Source organism: Pelagibaculum spongiae (assembly GCF_003097315.1).
Classification (GTDB): Bacteria; Pseudomonadota; Gammaproteobacteria; order Enterobacterales; family Pelagibaculaceae; genus Pelagibaculum; species Pelagibaculum spongiae.
Genome location: NZ_QDDL01000008.1, coordinates 115,445 through 132,710 on the forward strand (window position 1 = coordinate 115,445; position 17,266 = coordinate 132,710).

Sequence of the window (17,266 nt, forward strand, 5' to 3'; positions counted from 1 at the left end):
TAGCATTTATTAATACTGAACCTCGTTTGTTAGATCTTCTTTACCAAAAAAGGCTGGTGTTTTTCTTTGTTAACACTGGTTACCGAACTAGGGCGAACATCGATAAACTGGATTTCACGCACTCGGGCTTTAAAGGTTCTTTCTGTAACCATTTCGGTAATCTCAATGATATAGCGCAGATATAATCCTTTGCTGCTATTTCTTCCATCGAGAAAACTCTCTGCAGTATCTGCATCCATTTTAAGATTGGGCAGCGCATCCTGATTTTCTACCAGCACTGTGATATGCCGTGGTAGCGTGGCTATATTGCTGCCGCCTTGAAGCTTGAATTTTTTTGCCAACCGAATCGGAAACTCTTGATTGGCAAAGTTATACTTGCCTATCTGTGATGAAACAGTTATTTGATAAGCCGTTTTCAGCTTGTGTTGGTTTAAGGCGGCCCCCAGATCACGAACCGATCTGTTTACTGCTTTTTGATAGGCAATTTCATTATTTTTAAGCGAGTGAGCTTTCAAACCGATTTGATGTTGCAGGTAATCAGCACCATAGGGTGCTAAGTCGCGTGGTTTCTTTCGTGCTAGCCCCTCCAACATCATTTCTTTCCAAGAAAGTAGCGGGTAATTATTAGCACCCGCAGTTGCATAATCCAGGGTTTCCTGTGTGATCGGATTATTCCAGCAAGAGATGCATTTTCCCTCTACATACATATGACTACCATTACTGGCGCAACCAAGTGATATCATCGAAACCAATAGTAATATAACGATCCTTGTTGCTCTCATCCTTTTCTCCTGATTATTGGCTCCATGCCATCAGTGTTATAGCCATCATCATTAGTGATATAAGTATATTTCAGTAAAATTTGTACATCAACTAGCAATATACGTCGTTGGCCTTGGTCTATTGCATGAGTAGCGCGGTAGCGGCTAACTGTAGTTAGTCTTTAATATTTCAGCACAATGTTTTCGATGTTAAGAATGTTATTGCTGTCGCAAGTCTTTCGGATATTCAAAAATCTGCCAGACAGCAGCGAATCAATTGCTATTATCAAGCAACATATTGCCAAAATAATTATATTTATGCCTTTCTCTGCGAAACATTAAAACCTAGCTATAGTCTCTGACAAGCTGCCTAACTTGAAACTTACAAGAATCTATCCCAATACATCTTCTAAACCATAAAAAAGAATAAAATGAATCAAAATACAAAAATAATCGCCGGTCTCTCATCTCTATTTTTTATGCTGCTGTGCGCCAGTTTTATGTTAGTTGTCGGCACGATTGCAGGTGATTTTCTTTATAGTGGAGTAAAGCGATGGCTTGCATCGGGAATATTGATGGTTATGTATAGTTTTGCGCAAGCTGCCTGGGGTGCAATTTGTGGCGGATTGTTCGGCTGGGCGCTGCTTTGTGATGAGAGAAAAAAACTGAAGCTATATCGCTGGAGCTGTAGCATTTTTGTGTTTAGCTGGCCAACGACTTATTTACTATTCATTGGCATGATGTAGCCTTGTCAAAGGATTGCTTTGCATGCAACCCGCTCCTTTAGCCGCAAGCTCAGTGTACTTTCCATGCATCCACTCAAAGCGAGATCATTCCTCAACAGAGGTCTTCTTCTGTAACAACTGTTGGTAAACTTGCCTAATCAGTGCATCGCACGCTCTGGCCAGGGAGTAATCTGGATTTATAGCCAAGCCATTGCGAGATTCAGCCATGCCAGACAGTAAATATTTCAACGAAGCCTCTTTATTAACGCCGCCATCGCAGCGTTCTGCCTATTCCGATCGTATGGCTTATGTCTGTGCCGAACTGGCACGATTGGCGTATTTCCCGTTTGAAGGCGGTGCAACTGCTGAGCGCTTACTCTCTCAGGTAGAAAAGGCATTAAAAGAAGTAAAGGTCGATACAAAAACCGCTAACGCAGTTAAACAGCGGGTAACGGCTCACCTGGCGCAAGATAAACTTGATGCCGCTTCTTCGTTGGCAGTTTTTAAAGAGACTCTGTTGCTAGGTGGTTTTGAGTTGATTGATACATTTGGTGCTGGTGACACTCAAGGATTTTTATGCCGACGAGATTCAACCATTGGAAAAGGCACTGCCTTTTTGGTGTACCGCGGTACTGAAAGCTTCAATGATGTAATTGATGATTTGAATGTGTTTTTAACCCGTGAGCCATTTAAGGGAACAGATGACGATGAAAGCCTGGTTCATAAAGGGTTTTATAAGCAGTTTTCTGATGTTAATGAATTGGTAAAAGGTTTACTGGAAAAAGTTGAAGACCATCAACTGATGATTACCGGACATTCATTGGGCGGAGCCTTGGCGGTTTTGGCAACCCGCTTTTATGCCAAGGATTCTAGCGGTGCCTGTTATACATATGGTGCACCTGCTGTGGGCAACCCGGCATTTCAATGGCCGATTAAAACACCGATATACCGCATTGTTAATGAAGTGGATCCGGTAGCTCGGGTCCCCAGCGCTTACACCGGTTTTATGGTGCAGTTTCTGGCGCATTGGCTGCATAAGTTTTTAGGCTTGTTTGGCGTAGAACGCTCAAAAGCTGCCGATCAGATTATTCATGATTTAAAGCTATATCGACAAAATGGCTATGAATCATACTTGCTACCTAAAAATGGTCAGATTATGTTGCGTGTGGGCGGCAGCCTTGATCTGATTGATCGCTTTAAGTTCTGGTTCAATAAATTTTCCAGCAAAGCTGGTTTGCGCAAGGTTGCCGATTATCACGGCATTGATCACTATGTTGAGCGATTAAAGCAGTGGGCGAAATCGAGAAATATTTCTGAGATCGCGAAACAACCAATAACAACGCCGGATTGGGTAGCCACTGAGAAAAAAGAAGCAGTTAAAGAAACATAAAAAATAGAAATAAAAAGGCCGGTGGTATTAACCACCGGCCTATCAATTTCAACAGTCAGATCTTGCGTATTTATTATTGTTATTGAGCTGAACGCTTTTCTTGCTACAACCTTAATGCGCCATCACATTCAATTACGCGGCCACTAAAATAATCATTTTCTAGAATAAATAATGCAGAGTGAGCAATCTCTTTTGGCTCGCCAAGGCGTTTTAGCGGGATGCTAGAAGTAAATTTATCTAGCGCTTCTTGCTTCATGCTAGCAACCATTTCCGTAGCGATAAAACCTGGTGCAATAGCGCCGGTACGAATGTTGAAACGTGCTAGCTCTTTAGCCCAACTAACTGCCATAGCAACTACGCCGGCTTTTGCTGCTGAATAATTGGTTTGCCCCATATTACCCGCACGAGAAATTGAACTGATATTAATAATAACGCCACCGGTTTTGTTATTAATCATCTGAACTGCCGCTTCGCGACCGCAGAGAAAAACACCGGTTAGGTTTACATCTGTCACGGCTTGCCACTGGTCAAGTGTCATCTTTTTCTGGACTTCACCGTCTTTAACTTTAACCAATAATGCATCTCGTAAGATACCCGCATTATTAATAAGACAATCTAATGAGCCCATGCTTTCGCTGATGGCTGCAAAGGTTTGTTCTACTTCAGATTCGTTAGCGACATTGCAAATAAAGCTGCTCGCTTGGCCGCCAGCTTCGATGCAAAGTTGAATAGTTTCGTTGAGTCGATCCTGATTCAAATCTATGAGTGCCAGCTTGGCGCCTTTTGCAGCAAATTCAACTGCCATTGCACGCCCTAGCCCTTGACCGCCACCTGTAATGGCTACTACCTTGCCGTTAGGATTCATAGCTGACCTCTTATTGTTGGTTTTGTTTTCTTATTGTGAATGGCAGTGTAGAACCAGATTTTGTGCAGTGCAACAAATTAATTGCTCTGTTATAGATGCTAAAAGATTACTGTCACGTTTTTTAGCTGACCAATAAGTCAGTGAAAAATAATTAAATGTTTACTTGCGTGATGTTGTGTCACGTTTTCTTTCTGGTGAATCTGTCGCTTTTATGACAGCATCAAAAAAGTTCTGATATTTCAATTATACCTTTCTAACAACGTGGCGCGGAGCAGTAATGAGCATCACATTAAGATCAGGTTTAAGCCTGGCTTCAATCGCAGTTTCCCTAATTTTGGCTGGTTGTGACAATGGTCCACAATCAACCACATCTCCTTCTCAACAGCCAGAAACTTTGGATAAAACGTCCAGTGTTTCGACTTTGCACAAGCGTGAAACCACTGCAGAAAACATACTGTCGCAGCCGTTAATTACCAATGGCAATCCATCGAAATCTCAAGTCGAATTCTTTACTTTAATTGAGACTGATGCTGGTGCTAAAGGCACGGGAATCACTGCTTACAACGAGCTAGCACTTGAAGGCGCTCTAGGTGACAACCGAGTTGCATCGACCGGTGATGCATTAATTCGTCGTAATGATTTGCGTAGTCCTATTTACGCTGAATCTGCTCAGCGAAATAGTGTGGCCTTTATGCTGCATATGTCGGATGTTCAAGTGGTCGATGAAGAATCTCCTGCTTTAACACCAACCAATGATTTTGGTTTAGATGGTGAAATTTTCCAGGGTTCTTATCGTCCGCATTCACCGTACTTACCGCATATGGCAAATGAGCTAGTCAAAGCTGCCAACCAGGTTGCTGCGAACACTCGAGATTTCGATATTGCAATTCACACCGGTGATGCAATTGAAAATGCTCAAGCCAATGAGCTAACAATGTTTTTGACATTGCTCAATGGAGGCAATGTTAACCCGGATAGTGATAGCAGTAATGGTGCTGTTGATGTTGATGCCAATTCGGCTAATGCTCCATTTCCTGCAGAAGGTTTTAGGCTGCAGCACAGTGGCGATATTCCTGCAGGCACATTACCGGCACCGTGGTTAAGTGTTATTGGTAATCACGATATTTTGCAGCAGGGTAACTTCCCTCTGGGGCTAGTGGCTTTCTTTAATAACGATGTTGTTTTCCAAAGCTTGCAGCCAAGCTTTGCATCGATTGGCATTACAATTCCACCGTTGCCAATGAGTTTAGTATCGGCAGGAACCATTGCTGTCGGAGGCACTCCGGTTGCTCAACAAATTCCATATCGAGCTGCCTTAACGTCGGCTGAAACTTATACAAATCCAGATGACTTGGATTTGGCTGGATTTCAAAGCTGGACCAAATTAATGACTAAATTTGGTACTTTTGTTGGGACGGCTGATGCTGCTGTTGAAGGAGAAAACACCTTTAATTTTGACTACGACATGCGTACCGAAGATTTAACCCGCTTACCCCTTAATAAACAGACGTTTGTTAAAGGTCACCGTGATGCAGGCATGTTAGTGGGCCAGGAATTGGGACTATCCGGTGATGCGCTTACTGCCTCGGCGGATCGTTTTGGTTTTAAAGCGAAAAACTTAGCTGAACAGCATGGTAATTACACTTACGACTTTGCCGATGGCAAAGCTCCGGTTCGTGTCATTGCATTAGATATGAGCAATGCTTACGGTGGTGACGAAGGTGTGCTGGCTCAAGCGCAGCAGCCTTTTGATGTTGCAGCCTTACAAACCTCGGATGCAGCAACCAGCGTTCAGCTTTCTACTGCAGAAAGCGGATTGCTGTTAAATGGAACAATCCCATTATTCGGTGTTGTTACCGCACAAGGCGCAGCAATTACTGAAAATATTGGTGATGCTGACTCTCGCGCATTTTTAACGCGTGAACTCGCCCGTGCAGAAGCTGATCGAAAGTTGGTTGTAGTCACCAGCCACCATGCAAGTGAGTCACTTCAGGTATTAAACCTGATGCGTGCTCGTTTAGAAGGTGTTTTGTGTGAACAACTAAGAACATCGATTGCAGGTGTAACAGCGGTTGCTGCTGAAGCGGTAGATTGTAGCCCAGCAAGTGGTGCAATTTATCAAACCGCATTAGGTAGTGTGTTAGATAAAAATGCTGCTAATGCAACTGCAAAAAACCTTTTCGCTAAGTTGGTAGGCGGTGCAATTAGCCAACCAATTACTCAGTTTGATCAGTTATCTCAACCAGTCATTTCGGGTGTTGCTGCAACGCCAGATGGAGCAAGATTAATTAGTACATTTAATTTGCTATTTAATTTGCGCCAAATTTTGCCAAATCCAATTAACCCAATGAATGGTGATACCTTCCGTAGAACATTGGCAGGTTACGATAATGTGGTTTTACATTTGGCAGGTCATTCACACAGAAATGAAATTTTGGCTATTTGTTCGAATGGTATTGCATCTCATGCAAATGGTGATGTTTCAGATCCGAAGTTGAACAATCTGAAATCACCAGGTAATAACAGTTGTGCTGATAACCAAAAGCAATTTGGCCAAGGTTATTATGAAATCCGCACCGCTGCGAATGCTGATTGGCCGTTGGAATGGCGTAATGTAGAGATGGTTGATAACAACAATGGAACCTTATCTATCTACACTCCAGTGTTCTCATTTAATGGCAACGCTAATAGCGAAAGCGAAGGTAGTGGTTTTACTACTTCAACTGATTTAGCCAACCTTGGGCGCAAATTAGCTATTTCTGACTTGTTTGCTCGTGGTCAGGTACGACAAGAAGAAGAGGGTGACCGCTTTACTGAGTTGTTGGTAAGCATCCCTGCTGATATAGATTCGGCCTTAGATACTGTCGCGGCACCTAGAATTGAAACTTTAGAAGTTCTGAGTGCTTCGAACTAACCGATTGTTTCAATGAAAAAAAACGCCCTCAGTTATGCTGTAGGGCGTTTTTTTTACTTATTGATTGCCTAAGAACTGGTCGGACAATAACGACGGAACCCTATCGATTTACTAAACTGGCTGTGACTTGGTAGATGGTAAAACTGCTCTCAATTTATGAAGGCGGTTTTTATTTGATATTAGTAAAGTCATTAATAAAAAAATAATTAATGAGGCTGGACTGACTGCACCAGAACCACCTTGAGAAACTGCCTGAAGAGTTAGGTTTGTAGGTAATGAACTGCATATGTCGCTGGTTTTACTGCTGCATGTTGCTATTAAGGCAAAATTGCTATCGATAGCATGAGTTGCTTTTACGTTATCATACCTAATTGAGCTTCCAATGGTTTCTATTACCCACCGTCCCATTTCAGGGTTATTAATTACTACATTTTCAATTGTATTAATTGTATCTTCAGTACCGCCCGCAGTAGAAACATCGCCATTAAGTAAACCTGAATTCCCCCAGTAAACAACATTAGAAGGACTTGTCACTTTTAATGAAATGTCATTAGCCCTAGACGTAGCACTTGTTTCTGCATCGTTAAAAGCCATAGTAACCAAGAGTTGATTGGTTGCTTCGCTAGCATCTACAGAAATGAATGTTCTCATTGTTTGTTGGTCAGTTAATCTTTGACGATCAAGAATAACAGGGAAGCGAAAGTTGTTGGCAATGGCCCGCTGGAGTAATTCATTTAATCGAGGTATTCCCCAGCCTTGATGATTACGATTAATTTGTGCCACAGGGTAGCGATAAGCACTATTGACTAATAAAGCGCGAGACATTTCTGGGCTAGGACGATGGGTGTAAATAGCCGCAGCGGCTTGATTTTCAGATAGCTGTGAAAGATCACCAAGTCTGCCCGGATCACCAGTGAAAAGCCCATCTGCAAACATTTCAATTACGCTACCTGCAAGGCCCATTAATTGGTGTGCCGCACCAGTAGAGCCATCTAGTCTTAGCAGGCGATTGCTATTAGCAGAACTAAGAGTGAGATAAAGAGTATGAGCTAGTACTAGATCTGGTTTTACTCTTCCTTCTGGTGAGGGGCCAAAAGAACCAAACCGATTTACAGGGAAGCAAATAGGCGGGGGAGGTGGAGCATCAGTCTCAGTCTCAGTCTCAGTCTCTGGTGGGATTGAAATGCAGTTTTCTGTAACAGAACAGCTATTGTCATCAGAATAATCCATCGTACCATTATGGCAAACAAGACCAGCGACTAGTGCATTTTTTATGCTAGCTTGGGGGTCTCTTTCAGAATTTATTTGCTTGAATGTATCGCCAGATTTATATATTTCAAGTAGATCTCTATCACTAGTTGCGTGTTGATAAAGAGTGACGGCATCACGGTCATTGGCTTGAAATGTAGTTAATGTTTCGCTGTAGAGTAATATTTTATTTTCTTTGTAAAAATCAACAAATTCGTCGATCAATAAGTGATCGAGCTCAGGATTACTTTGGTGTATGCCGTTGTCAGAGTAACCGATGGAAATGGCAGGCTCGGGTGGAGAAAATGATTCTGTGATTCCATCGCGAATTCTAAAATTTATTACTGAAGCGATATTTCTGCTTTGTATGTAAGCTCTTCCTTGTGGCAAAAAACCCTGCAAGCCATCAAGTAAATCGTTGCGAGCGAAAGTAATACCACAAGCTGCGGTCGCAGCGTTTAGCAAACCGGAGCTAATTATTTGAGTGTTTGGGTTATTAATAGGTTTGTATTGGAATCCATTATGAGCTGCGTTGAAAGATGTTCCGCATTGAGCCCTGACCCCAAAACCCAGATAAGGCCCAAGTGATGTCTGGCCACTTTCTCGGGGTATAGTTTGTTGTATATTTGTAATTCCATATAGTGATCTAATCAAACTGTTGGCAGTTACAGTTGAATCATACCAGCTGGGGAGCGTAGTTCTACCAAAAAAACTATCAAGTTGCTGTGGCGTTAGTGTGCTTGGATCTAATGCTTGTGACAATGAATTTTGAACAAAAAGAATGGATGAAAATGCAATCAAATACAGGGGTTTATTCATAATAATATCTTTTTAAATGGTGTGAGTGACAAGCTTTTCTGGTTTTTATTTTAGTAGGGTAATTAATTATTTGTTTTGTTAATTGGCGATAAATTGCAATGCTTTTTCTGGTTTTTTTTATCAGCTTGTTTAAGTTAAATTATCGTGAAATATTGTCAGCGTTTTTTTTGTTAAAAATTTCAAGGGATTGCTTTCTATTTTCTACTTTCTAATTAAGAAAGTGTTTGTCTTTTCTATCAGAGTTGGTTTTTGAAGTTTTTAAGGCAAGTTTGGTTGGATTAGGCTCACCCTATCTGTGTTTTTTAATAGACACTTTGAATTTTTAGTGGCTGCAATAAAAAATGATACTGTATTGTATTTGTTGCAGCATACTCAAAACAGATAGAAATTAAATCAGAGTAATCACCGCACTTTACTTTGAAAAGTGTCTATTGCTGAAAGCTAACAGATCTAAAATGTGACTTAACGCTAGCTGTAACTATCTATTGGTATTAGCATTGAGTTGTTTTGGAACTGCCTTGTGTTTGTACTTAACAACAGGGGCACTATAAGGCCGCCCAGCGGTCATATGATGCGCCAGCAAAGGCTGTAACACACCCTACTGTGGTAACTGGAGTAAGCCTAAATGACCATTATTCGCCAGGAAGATCTGATTGATAGCGTTGCAGACGCCTTGCAGTTTATCTCGTACTTCCATCCCAAAGATTTCATTGATGCGGTCTATCAGGCTTGGCAAAAGGAAGAGTCCCAAGCTGCTAAAGATGCCATGTCGCAGATTCTGATTAACTCGCGGATGTGTGCACAGGGGCGCCGTCCATTGTGTCAGGACACAGGCATTGTCACGGTATTCGTTAAAGTTGGTATGCAGATTCGTTGGGAAGGTGATATGACCCTCAACGATATGATCAATGAAGGGGTTCGCCGGGCTTATAAACATCCAGATAATGTACTGCGTTTCTCTATTCTGGAAGATCCAGCTGGCGCACGTAAAAATACCAAGGACAACACACCAGCCGTCATTCACACCGAAATGGTTGCTGGCGATAAGTTAGATATTCAGATTGCTGCCAAAGGTGGTGGTTCTGAAAACAAATCGAAAATGGCCATGCTTAACCCATCCGATTCGATTGTTGATTGGGTATTAAAAACTGTACCCACGATGGGCGCGGGTTGGTGTCCACCGGGCATGTTGGGTATAGGTATTGGCGGTACTGCAGAAAAAGCCGCAGTAATGGCTAAAGAATCCTTAATGGGTCATATCGATATTCAGGAATTAAAGGAGCGTGGGCCGCAAAACCGTGCCGAAGAGCTTCGTTTAGAGCTGTTTGAAAAGGTAAACCAACTGGGCATTGGTGCTCAAGGTCTCGGCGGTTTAACCACCGTGCTTGATGTGAAAATTATGGATTACCCAACCCATGCCGCTTCTTTACCTGTTTGCATGATTCCTAACTGTGCTGCTACTCGTCATGCGCATTTCACTCTGGATGGCTCAGGTCCTTCATTACAAAAGCAGCCTAATCTGGATGACTGGCCAGTAATTGAGCAAGAAGAAGGTGAAGGTGTACGCAGAGTTAACCTTGATCAAGTAACTCCAGAAGATGTTCAGGACTGGCAGCCAGGCGAGACCGTTTTATTATCCGGTAAAATGCTCACCGGCCGTGATGCGGCACATAAGCGTCTGGTCGACATGCTCAATAAAGGCGAAGAATTACCGGTCGATTTAAAAGGCCGCTTTATTTATTACGTGGGTCCGGTCGACCCGGTTCGTGATGAAGTTGTCGGCCCGGCAGGTCCAACTACATCCACTCGAATGGATAAGTTCACCGAACAAGTTCTGGATCAAACCGGTTTGCTTGGCATGATCGGTAAGGCTGAACGTGGCCCAATCGCAATTGAAGCTATTAAAAAGCACAAGGCGGTGTATTTAATGGCGGTGGGTGGTGCGGCTTACCTAGTATCCAAGGCGATTGTGGGTAGTAAAACCATGGCCTTCCCGGAGCTGGGTATGGAAGCGATTTATGAATTTGAAGTAAAGGACATGCCAGTAACCGTAGCGGTAGATTCCAAAGGTACTTCAGTGCACCAGACCGGCCCGGCAATCTGGAAAGAAAAGATTGCAGCTCAGGTGCTGGAAGTTAAGTAAATTATTTCTACCAGTAAAGAGCGCGGTATTTCATCGTGCTCTTTGTTTTTTTGATTAAATTAAATTTTCACCAGTCATCAAAGTTGGGTCTGGTTCATTGGAAAATTCTCCTGAATTGACACCAATTTTATTTGCTTCAACAAATCTATCAACTACATCAAATAAGGTTGTATAAATGGGTTTTGTTGAAGGTGACCAAATAACGATAGATATATCGAGGTGAACAATTATTAGCTTAAAGCTATTGATGTGTAGTGACTTTTTTGATCGGGTGATCCAGAACTCGCACTTCATAAGTTGATTTATTGATACAGGCATACTTCCAAACATTATTTTAGTTTGCCCTAAAGAATCTTGTACGCCTCTTAGAGTGAATGTAGATTCATTTTCTAAACGTTGGTTTTGCTCAAAAATTTGATCATCTGATACTCTTGCCATGCTTCTGTATTCAGTCATTAGCAGGTCAAAATATAGGAAGTATTGTTCAATAGTAAGGTTGTTGAAATTTTTTAAATTAGACCATTTAATTTCTTTTCCTGCATCCAATATATTTTTTAGTGAAGATGCCATCCCAAAGCATGTTTTGAAAGCAACTGCGTTATGCTTATCAATCTGAGCTCTTAATACGTTGTCATAAATCCTTGACCAACCAGCGCTTGTCATCCTGGGGTCTCGTTTTATCAACTGCAAATATGCGGTTTTCGCCATCGCTTTTACGGGATCTAACCCAGACTTATACTTAGTTTTGGGACGCACAGATATTTTTTTTTCGCTATCCATAGCTAGATTCTTTTATCTTAAATGCAACAAGTTTAGCTTAAATTCGATGCTGCAATTGAATAGCTTATCAAATCATGCTACATGCTTTGCATAACGAGCCAAAGACGGTTTTGGTTCTTGATTGGGTATAAGAAAATAATGCCAAGCATAAAATAAACTATGCCTAGCACAAGTTAGAGATTAGCTGCTTTGGCTGCTTTGGCTGCTTTGGCTGCTTTGGCTGCTTCAGAGCCAATTTGAGCTGAGTTCCATTGTAACGGCAGGTTCTTATTCATATCTCTTAGAAGTAAATACGCATTTTCAATCGGTTGAATCTGGATGTGAGGCTTATGTTTGTTTTCCATAAAAAAATCAATGTACTGCTCTGCATCTAATTGAACTGCCTCTGCGCCCTTTATTGTCCGCGACTGCTTTTTTTGCCATACCCACAGTTCTGCCATTGCTTCAGCTGAAGGTTTTAATATGTTCGTAGCCTGAATAATTTGTTGGCTATCCATTGCAAGCTCAGTGATTGCTGGTTTGCCAAGTGTAGGTGGGCTTTATGGTTTTGGTATGAATGAAAAAGTTATCTGATTTAGCTGGATGATTTTTATGTAGATCATTGTCTTTAAGTGTGAATCCAGTTTGTTGGTAAAGCTATTTCATACTGTGGTATGGATGCAGCCAGTTGCGTCAGTAACTTCAGGGATTAGTAATGAGACTGGTAGCGTTGCTAGTGAGGTGCCTGATGCTGCACTTGATGGACTGCTAATTTCAGTTGTTGAAGCAGGGACTGGAGATTTTTCTAGAAAAGATGAATTTTGCTGGAATGTTTCTATTATGTTGTTTTTAGCTAACCCTTTTTCACTATCCCAAATATAAGTAGCTAGCTGCTTATCAGGAATGCGCAGCATCACATGATTAACATGCTTGCTGACCCAAGTTCTAGTGATCCATAGTTCGGCTTTGCATATTTCGGATGATAGAATTTCAATGTCTCCTATGGTTAATAAATTTACGTCTCTGTTAGTAGCGCTCAGATTTAATTGTTTTTCCTGCTCTGCGAGTGAAGAAAGTATCAAAAGCTCCGTTCGTAATATATCAGTATCTACCTCAGAAATGATAGGCCAGCTAAGCTGAGGATTTGTGTCCATTTCAGCTATTATCGACGTACTATTAAATACAGAAGAACTGTAAGACAGTTTTATTTTATTTTTCCCCCAGACACTTCGGACATATTGTGCATAAGTGATGCCGCGGTTTTTTCCCTGCGCGGAAAGTTTTACTTTAGCCCATGCACCTTTTGAAACTGCTGAAATGGCATCTAAAGGTGTTCTGCTGGCAAACTCTTTTGGTTTTTTTTCAGCATATTTATTGGCCTTGAGCATTTTGAGCCTGTTTTATGGAATTTGAATACATATAAAATTCTATTCGTATTTTGATATTCTGCCACTCAATCTACTAAAATACGATGGTTAAACTTTTTGTTCTGTCTTGAAATAGGGTTCTACCCCAGTTCACCAGTATCACTATCGCGCAATCCCATTAAATAAAGAATTGCATCTAATCCGAGGTTGGAAATCGCATGGCTGGCGCTTTCACGCACTAGCGGTTTGGCGTGGAAGGCTATGCCCAAACCTGCCTTAGAAAGCATTGGCAGGTCATTGGCACCATCACCGACTGCAATGACTTGCTCAAGGGTGATGTTTTCTTTGCCAGCCAGCATTTCTAGTAATTCGGCTTTGCGGTTGCCATCAACCACAGTGCCTTGAACTTCACCTGTGACCTTGCCATCGATAATTTCCAGCTCATTAGCAAATACATAATCAACGCCAAGCTTGCGCTGTAAGTGCTGGCCGAAATAATTAAATCCGCCGGATAAAATAGCCGTTTTATAGCCAAGTTTATTTAGGGTTGATAACAGCTTTTCAGCGCCTTCAGTAATTGGTAATCGATCGGCCACTTTTTGTAGTACCGATTCATCTAAACCTTTTAGCAAAGACAATCTTTTGGCAAAGCTTTCAGTGAAATCCAGCTCGCCGCGCATTGCCGATTCAGTAATCGCTTTACATTGCTCACCAATACCGGCTTCTTCGGCTAATTCATCAATCACTTCAGTTTGAATTAAAGTGGAGTCCATATCAAAGCAAACTAGGCGACGGTGGCGACGGTAAATATTGTCATGCTGGAAGGCGATATCCATGCCGGTTTCGCCAGAAATTTCTAAAAACTGCTGCTGCATTAGCTGAACATCTTGCGGCAAACCGCGAACGTTAAGTTCGATTGAAACGGTTTGTTTAATCGGCTCTAGCCCAGCTTGGGTGAGTTGTGGTCGGCCAGAAAGGCGGCGAATATCATCAATATTCAAACCTTGCTCAGAAATGACCCGCGACACCCAAGCTAATTGCGCGGCATTAATTTCACGCCCGAGCAAGGTGATCACTTGGCGTTGTTGGCCTTTACCGGCAGCCCATTGCATGTAATCGGGTCGGCTGATTTGAGTAAATCGAATTTGCATGTTTAGCGAGTGCAGGTGATAGAGCAAATCCTTTTGTACTGGCTCTACAGGGTCAGGGATATGCACCATCACGCCAAAAGACAAGGTGTCGTGAATCACCGCCTGACCAATATCGAGTATTTCTACTTCCCAGTCGGCAAGAATATTCATCATTTGCGCGGTGAGTCCCGGCTTGTCGATGCCGGAAATGTTGACCAGAACTATTTCACTCATGGATGCTCGCTCGCTATCTACTTCTTGCTAATTGGTAAGACAATTTTCTGTGTGCAGCGAGTGTAACAAATCAACCGTTGCTGCGGGTAGTGACATATTCTAGTCGAGCATTTGTGGCAATCTCCGAAAGTTATAGCTCGCCGTAAGCTCCGTACAACCCCGGAAAAACAATAAAAGATATTGTTTTACCGCAGGTTGCATAGAATAGCCAGAGGTGTGAACTGTAACTTGACCATGGTGTAATTGATCCCAAAGGTTTATCTATCCAACAGCGGCCATGGCACAATTGGTGCTAACAATTTATTTGCTCTCCCAATGACTATGATCCAGCCAGAACAAATGCTTCCGATTGAACCGATACTTCCAGATATCTGCCAGCAATTATCCCAATACAACCAGCTGTTATTACAAGCACCGCCCGGTGCCGGTAAAACCACCCGGGTGCCTTTGGCGTTGCTGGAATCAATCGCCAGTAATCATTGGTTAGGTGATAAAAAAATCCTGTTGTTAGAGCCGCGTCGTTTAGCGGCATCTAATGCGGCTAAGCGGATGGCGCAAAGTCTTAAGCAATCGGTGGGAGAAACGATTGGCTTGAGTATGCGTTTTGAGCATCTGGTGTCTAAAAACACCCGAATTGAAGTAGTCACCGAAGCGATTTTAACCCGTCGGTTGCAAAATGATCCTGAACTTTCTGATATTGGCTTGGTGATTTTTGATGAAGTCCATGAGCGACATTTGCAGACAGACTTAGGCTTGGCATTAACGCTAGAATGCCAACAAGCGTTGCGAGAAGATCTGCGAATTATGCTGATGTCGGCAACATTGGATAATCGCGCTTTTAGCAGTGTAATGCCTCAGGCTCAGGTTGTAACCAGTCAAGGTAAAAGCTGGCCGGTAGATATTATTTATCCAACATTAAATCAGCGTGGGCAAGTGTTCTGGTTCGATCAGTTTGTAAATGCCATGAGATTAGCACTGACTGAAAACACAGCAGCCGATGGTGAAAAAGCCGGTGATGTTTTGGCTTTCTTACCCGGTAGTGGCGACATTAAACGTGCCGAAAGAATATTGGCCGAAGCTAGTTGGGCTGAAGGTTTAGCGGTTTTGCCATTATATGGCGATCTGGGTTGGAACGCACAACAACAAGTATTGCAGCCAGATCCGCAAGGTCGGCGTAAGCTGATTTTATCTACGCCGATTGCTGAATCCAGCTTAACTATCGATGGTGTTTCGATCGTTATTGATAGCGGTTTATGTCGTAGGCCGGTGTTTGACCCAGCCTCGGGTATGAGCAAACTAACCACCCAAACCATTGCTAAAGACAGTGCCGAGCAACGTACCGGTCGTGCCGGTCGACAAATGCCGGGTGTTTGTTATCGGATATACGGCGAGAGTCGTTTTTTAGCGATGGCCCAGGTGACCACGCCGGAAATTGAAGATGCAGATTTATCATCGCTAGTGCTAGAGCTCGCTTGTTGGGGCAGTACTGCCGAGCAAATCCAATGGCCCAGCCAACCGCCAGCTGCAGCTTTGCAGCAGGCATGTGATTTATTGCAGCAATTGCAGTTAATTAAAGTGAGTGCTGCACAGCAACAGCAAATAACTGTTTTAGGAAAAACCGCGGCAAAATTACCGGTTCACCCACGACTGGCAGCCATGCTGATTAATAGCAGTCGTCAATATAGAAATGTTGCAGCAGATCTAGCAGCTATTCTCGGCGAGCGAGATCCGTTATTTAGCAAAAGAAATGCTACCGGTAATTATGCCGGTTCTGGGCGAGATACTGACCTAGATAAGCGTTTAATCGCACTGCAACGGTTTCGCCAACAGCAGCCAACTGGTGCAGATAAAAATACCCTAAAAAGAATTGATCGCAGTGCTAAACAGATTTTAAAGCTGTTAAAGAATGTCGGTTACTCTAATGATCAATTAAATATTGCCGAGTTATTAGCCACCGCATGGCCAGACCGCGTGGCTAAATTACGTGCTAATTCGCACAACCGCTATCAGCTAGCCAATGGTCGAGGTGCAGAGCTGGAGCTTTCAGACTCCTTGTGCGATCAACCTTGGCTAGTGATCGCTGAAATGGATGCCGGTACTGCCAGGGCAGGCAAGCAAGATGGCAGGATTTATCGGGCTTTGGCGATTGGCCAAACCCAGCTTGAACAGTTGTTTGCTGATAAAATTGAAAGCTGTGACCAAGCGCAGTGGGATGAAACTGCCCAGCGAGCCGTCGGCCAAAAAGTACGTAAGTTAGGGGCGATTATTCTTCAGCATAAAAAATCGCGATTAACCGCCGAAGCTGCAGCCAACATTCAATTAGAGCAAATTCAAAAGAAAGGGCTTTCGGTATTACCGTGGGATAAACCATCGTTGCAGTTGGTGAATCGAGTGCAGCTATTAAATCGTTTTTCATTATTAGATGCCGATTTTTCACAGCAGGCATTATTAGCTTCAGCAGAAGACTGGTTGCTAAGTGGTTTGATGAATTGTACCGGTGCCAACGACTGGAAAAAAATAGATTTATACCAATCGTTATTATCGATTCTTTCGTGGCCAGAACAGCAATTGCTAGAGCAACAAGCGCCGCAAAAATTTGCGATTCCTTCTGGCCGTAATGCCAGCTTGGAATATCGGGATGACGGTGAAGTCTTACTCTCGGTAAAAATGCAGGAAATGTTTGGTGCAGCCACTGGCCCTGCCGTGGCACAGCGCCGCCAACCGGTGACGCTCTCGTTGTTATCACCCGCTGGCAGGCCACTACAAATGACCCGTGATTTAGCCGGTTTCTGGGCAGGTAGTTATGCCGAAGTGCGCAAGGAAATGCGTGGCCGTTATCCTAAACACCGCTGGCCGGAAGATCCGGCTAATGAAAAGGCGAGTGTGAGTTCGATAAAACGAAAGTGATTTT

General features: G+C 42.8%; 12 protein-coding genes. 5 read left to right on the top strand and 7 right to left on the bottom strand.

The annotated features are described in order from the left end of the window. Nucleotides 1–29: 29 nt before the first annotated feature. Nucleotides 30–782, bottom strand: coding sequence for a DUF4852 domain-containing protein (locus DC094_RS16705; protein WP_116688263.1), 753 nt, complete (start codon nt 780–782; stop codon nt 30–32). A 410-nt stretch (nt 783–1,192) separates the two neighbouring features. On the opposite strand from DC094_RS16705, the gene DC094_RS16710 reads away from it, so the two are divergent. Continuing rightward, nucleotides 1,193–1,507, top strand: coding sequence for a hypothetical protein (locus tag DC094_RS16710; RefSeq protein ID WP_133245589.1), 315 nt, complete (start codon nt 1,193–1,195; stop codon nt 1,505–1,507). A gap of 205 nt (nt 1,508–1,712) precedes the next feature. Further along, on the top strand, nt 1,713–2,876 hold the full coding sequence (locus DC094_RS16715; RefSeq protein WP_116688265.1) for a lipase family protein: 1,164 nt from the start codon (nt 1,713–1,715) through the stop codon (nt 2,874–2,876). Nucleotides 2,877–2,979: 103 nt separating this feature from the next. On the opposite strand, the gene DC094_RS16720 is transcribed toward DC094_RS16715, so the two are convergent. Further along, nucleotides 2,980–3,741 carry an SDR family oxidoreductase gene (locus DC094_RS16720; RefSeq protein WP_116688266.1) on the bottom strand — a complete coding sequence of 254 codons (762 nt, stop codon included), beginning with the start codon at nt 3,739–3,741 and terminating at the stop codon, nt 2,980–2,982. A gap of 277 nt (nt 3,742–4,018) precedes the next feature. Between DC094_RS16720 and DC094_RS16725 the strand changes: the two genes are divergently transcribed. Further along, nucleotides 4,019–6,655, top strand: a complete 2,637-nt coding sequence (locus DC094_RS16725; RefSeq protein WP_116688267.1) for a hypothetical protein — start codon at nt 4,019–4,021, stop codon at nt 6,653–6,655. Nucleotides 6,656–6,766: 111 nt separating this feature from the next. On the opposite strand, the gene DC094_RS16730 is transcribed toward DC094_RS16725, so the two are convergent. Beyond that, complete coding sequence (locus tag DC094_RS16730; RefSeq protein ID WP_133245590.1) at nt 6,767–8,704, bottom strand: S8/S53 family peptidase; 1,938 nt, start codon at nt 8,702–8,704, stop codon at nt 6,767–6,769. Between the two features lie 643 nt (nt 8,705–9,347). Here DC094_RS16730 and DC094_RS16735 point away from each other — a divergent pair. Next, entirely contained in the window at nt 9,348–10,865 is a 1,518-nt protein-coding gene (locus DC094_RS16735) for a fumarate hydratase (RefSeq protein WP_116688269.1), read from the top strand. 54 nt (nt 10,866–10,919) lie between these two features. On the opposite strand, the gene DC094_RS16740 is transcribed toward DC094_RS16735, so the two are convergent. The 4 genes from DC094_RS16740 to serB form a co-directional block, all read right to left on the bottom strand. Further along, complete coding sequence (locus tag DC094_RS16740; protein WP_116688270.1) at nt 10,920–11,645, bottom strand: hypothetical protein; 726 nt, start codon at nt 11,643–11,645, stop codon at nt 10,920–10,922. A 173-nt stretch (nt 11,646–11,818) separates the two neighbouring features. Continuing rightward, on the bottom strand, nt 11,819–12,142 hold the full coding sequence (locus DC094_RS16745; RefSeq protein ID WP_116688271.1) for a hypothetical protein: 324 nt from the start codon (nt 12,140–12,142) through the stop codon (nt 11,819–11,821). 144 nt (nt 12,143–12,286) lie between these two features. Beyond that, nucleotides 12,287–13,012 carry a hypothetical protein gene (locus DC094_RS16750; RefSeq protein ID WP_116688272.1) on the bottom strand — a complete coding sequence of 242 codons (726 nt, stop codon included), beginning with the start codon at nt 13,010–13,012 and terminating at the stop codon, nt 12,287–12,289. A 119-nt stretch (nt 13,013–13,131) separates the two neighbouring features. Next, the gene (gene serB / locus DC094_RS16755) at nt 13,132–14,355 is read right to left on the bottom strand and encodes a phosphoserine phosphatase SerB (protein WP_116688273.1); all 1,224 of its coding nucleotides are present in this window, start codon (nt 14,353–14,355) and stop codon (nt 13,132–13,134) included. Between the two features lie 315 nt (nt 14,356–14,670). Here serB and hrpB point away from each other — a divergent pair, with 315 nt between their 5' ends. Then, nucleotides 14,671–17,262, top strand: a complete 2,592-nt coding sequence (gene hrpB, locus DC094_RS16760; RefSeq protein WP_133245591.1) for an ATP-dependent helicase HrpB — start codon at nt 14,671–14,673, stop codon at nt 17,260–17,262. Nucleotides 17,263–17,266 lie beyond the last annotated feature (4 nt).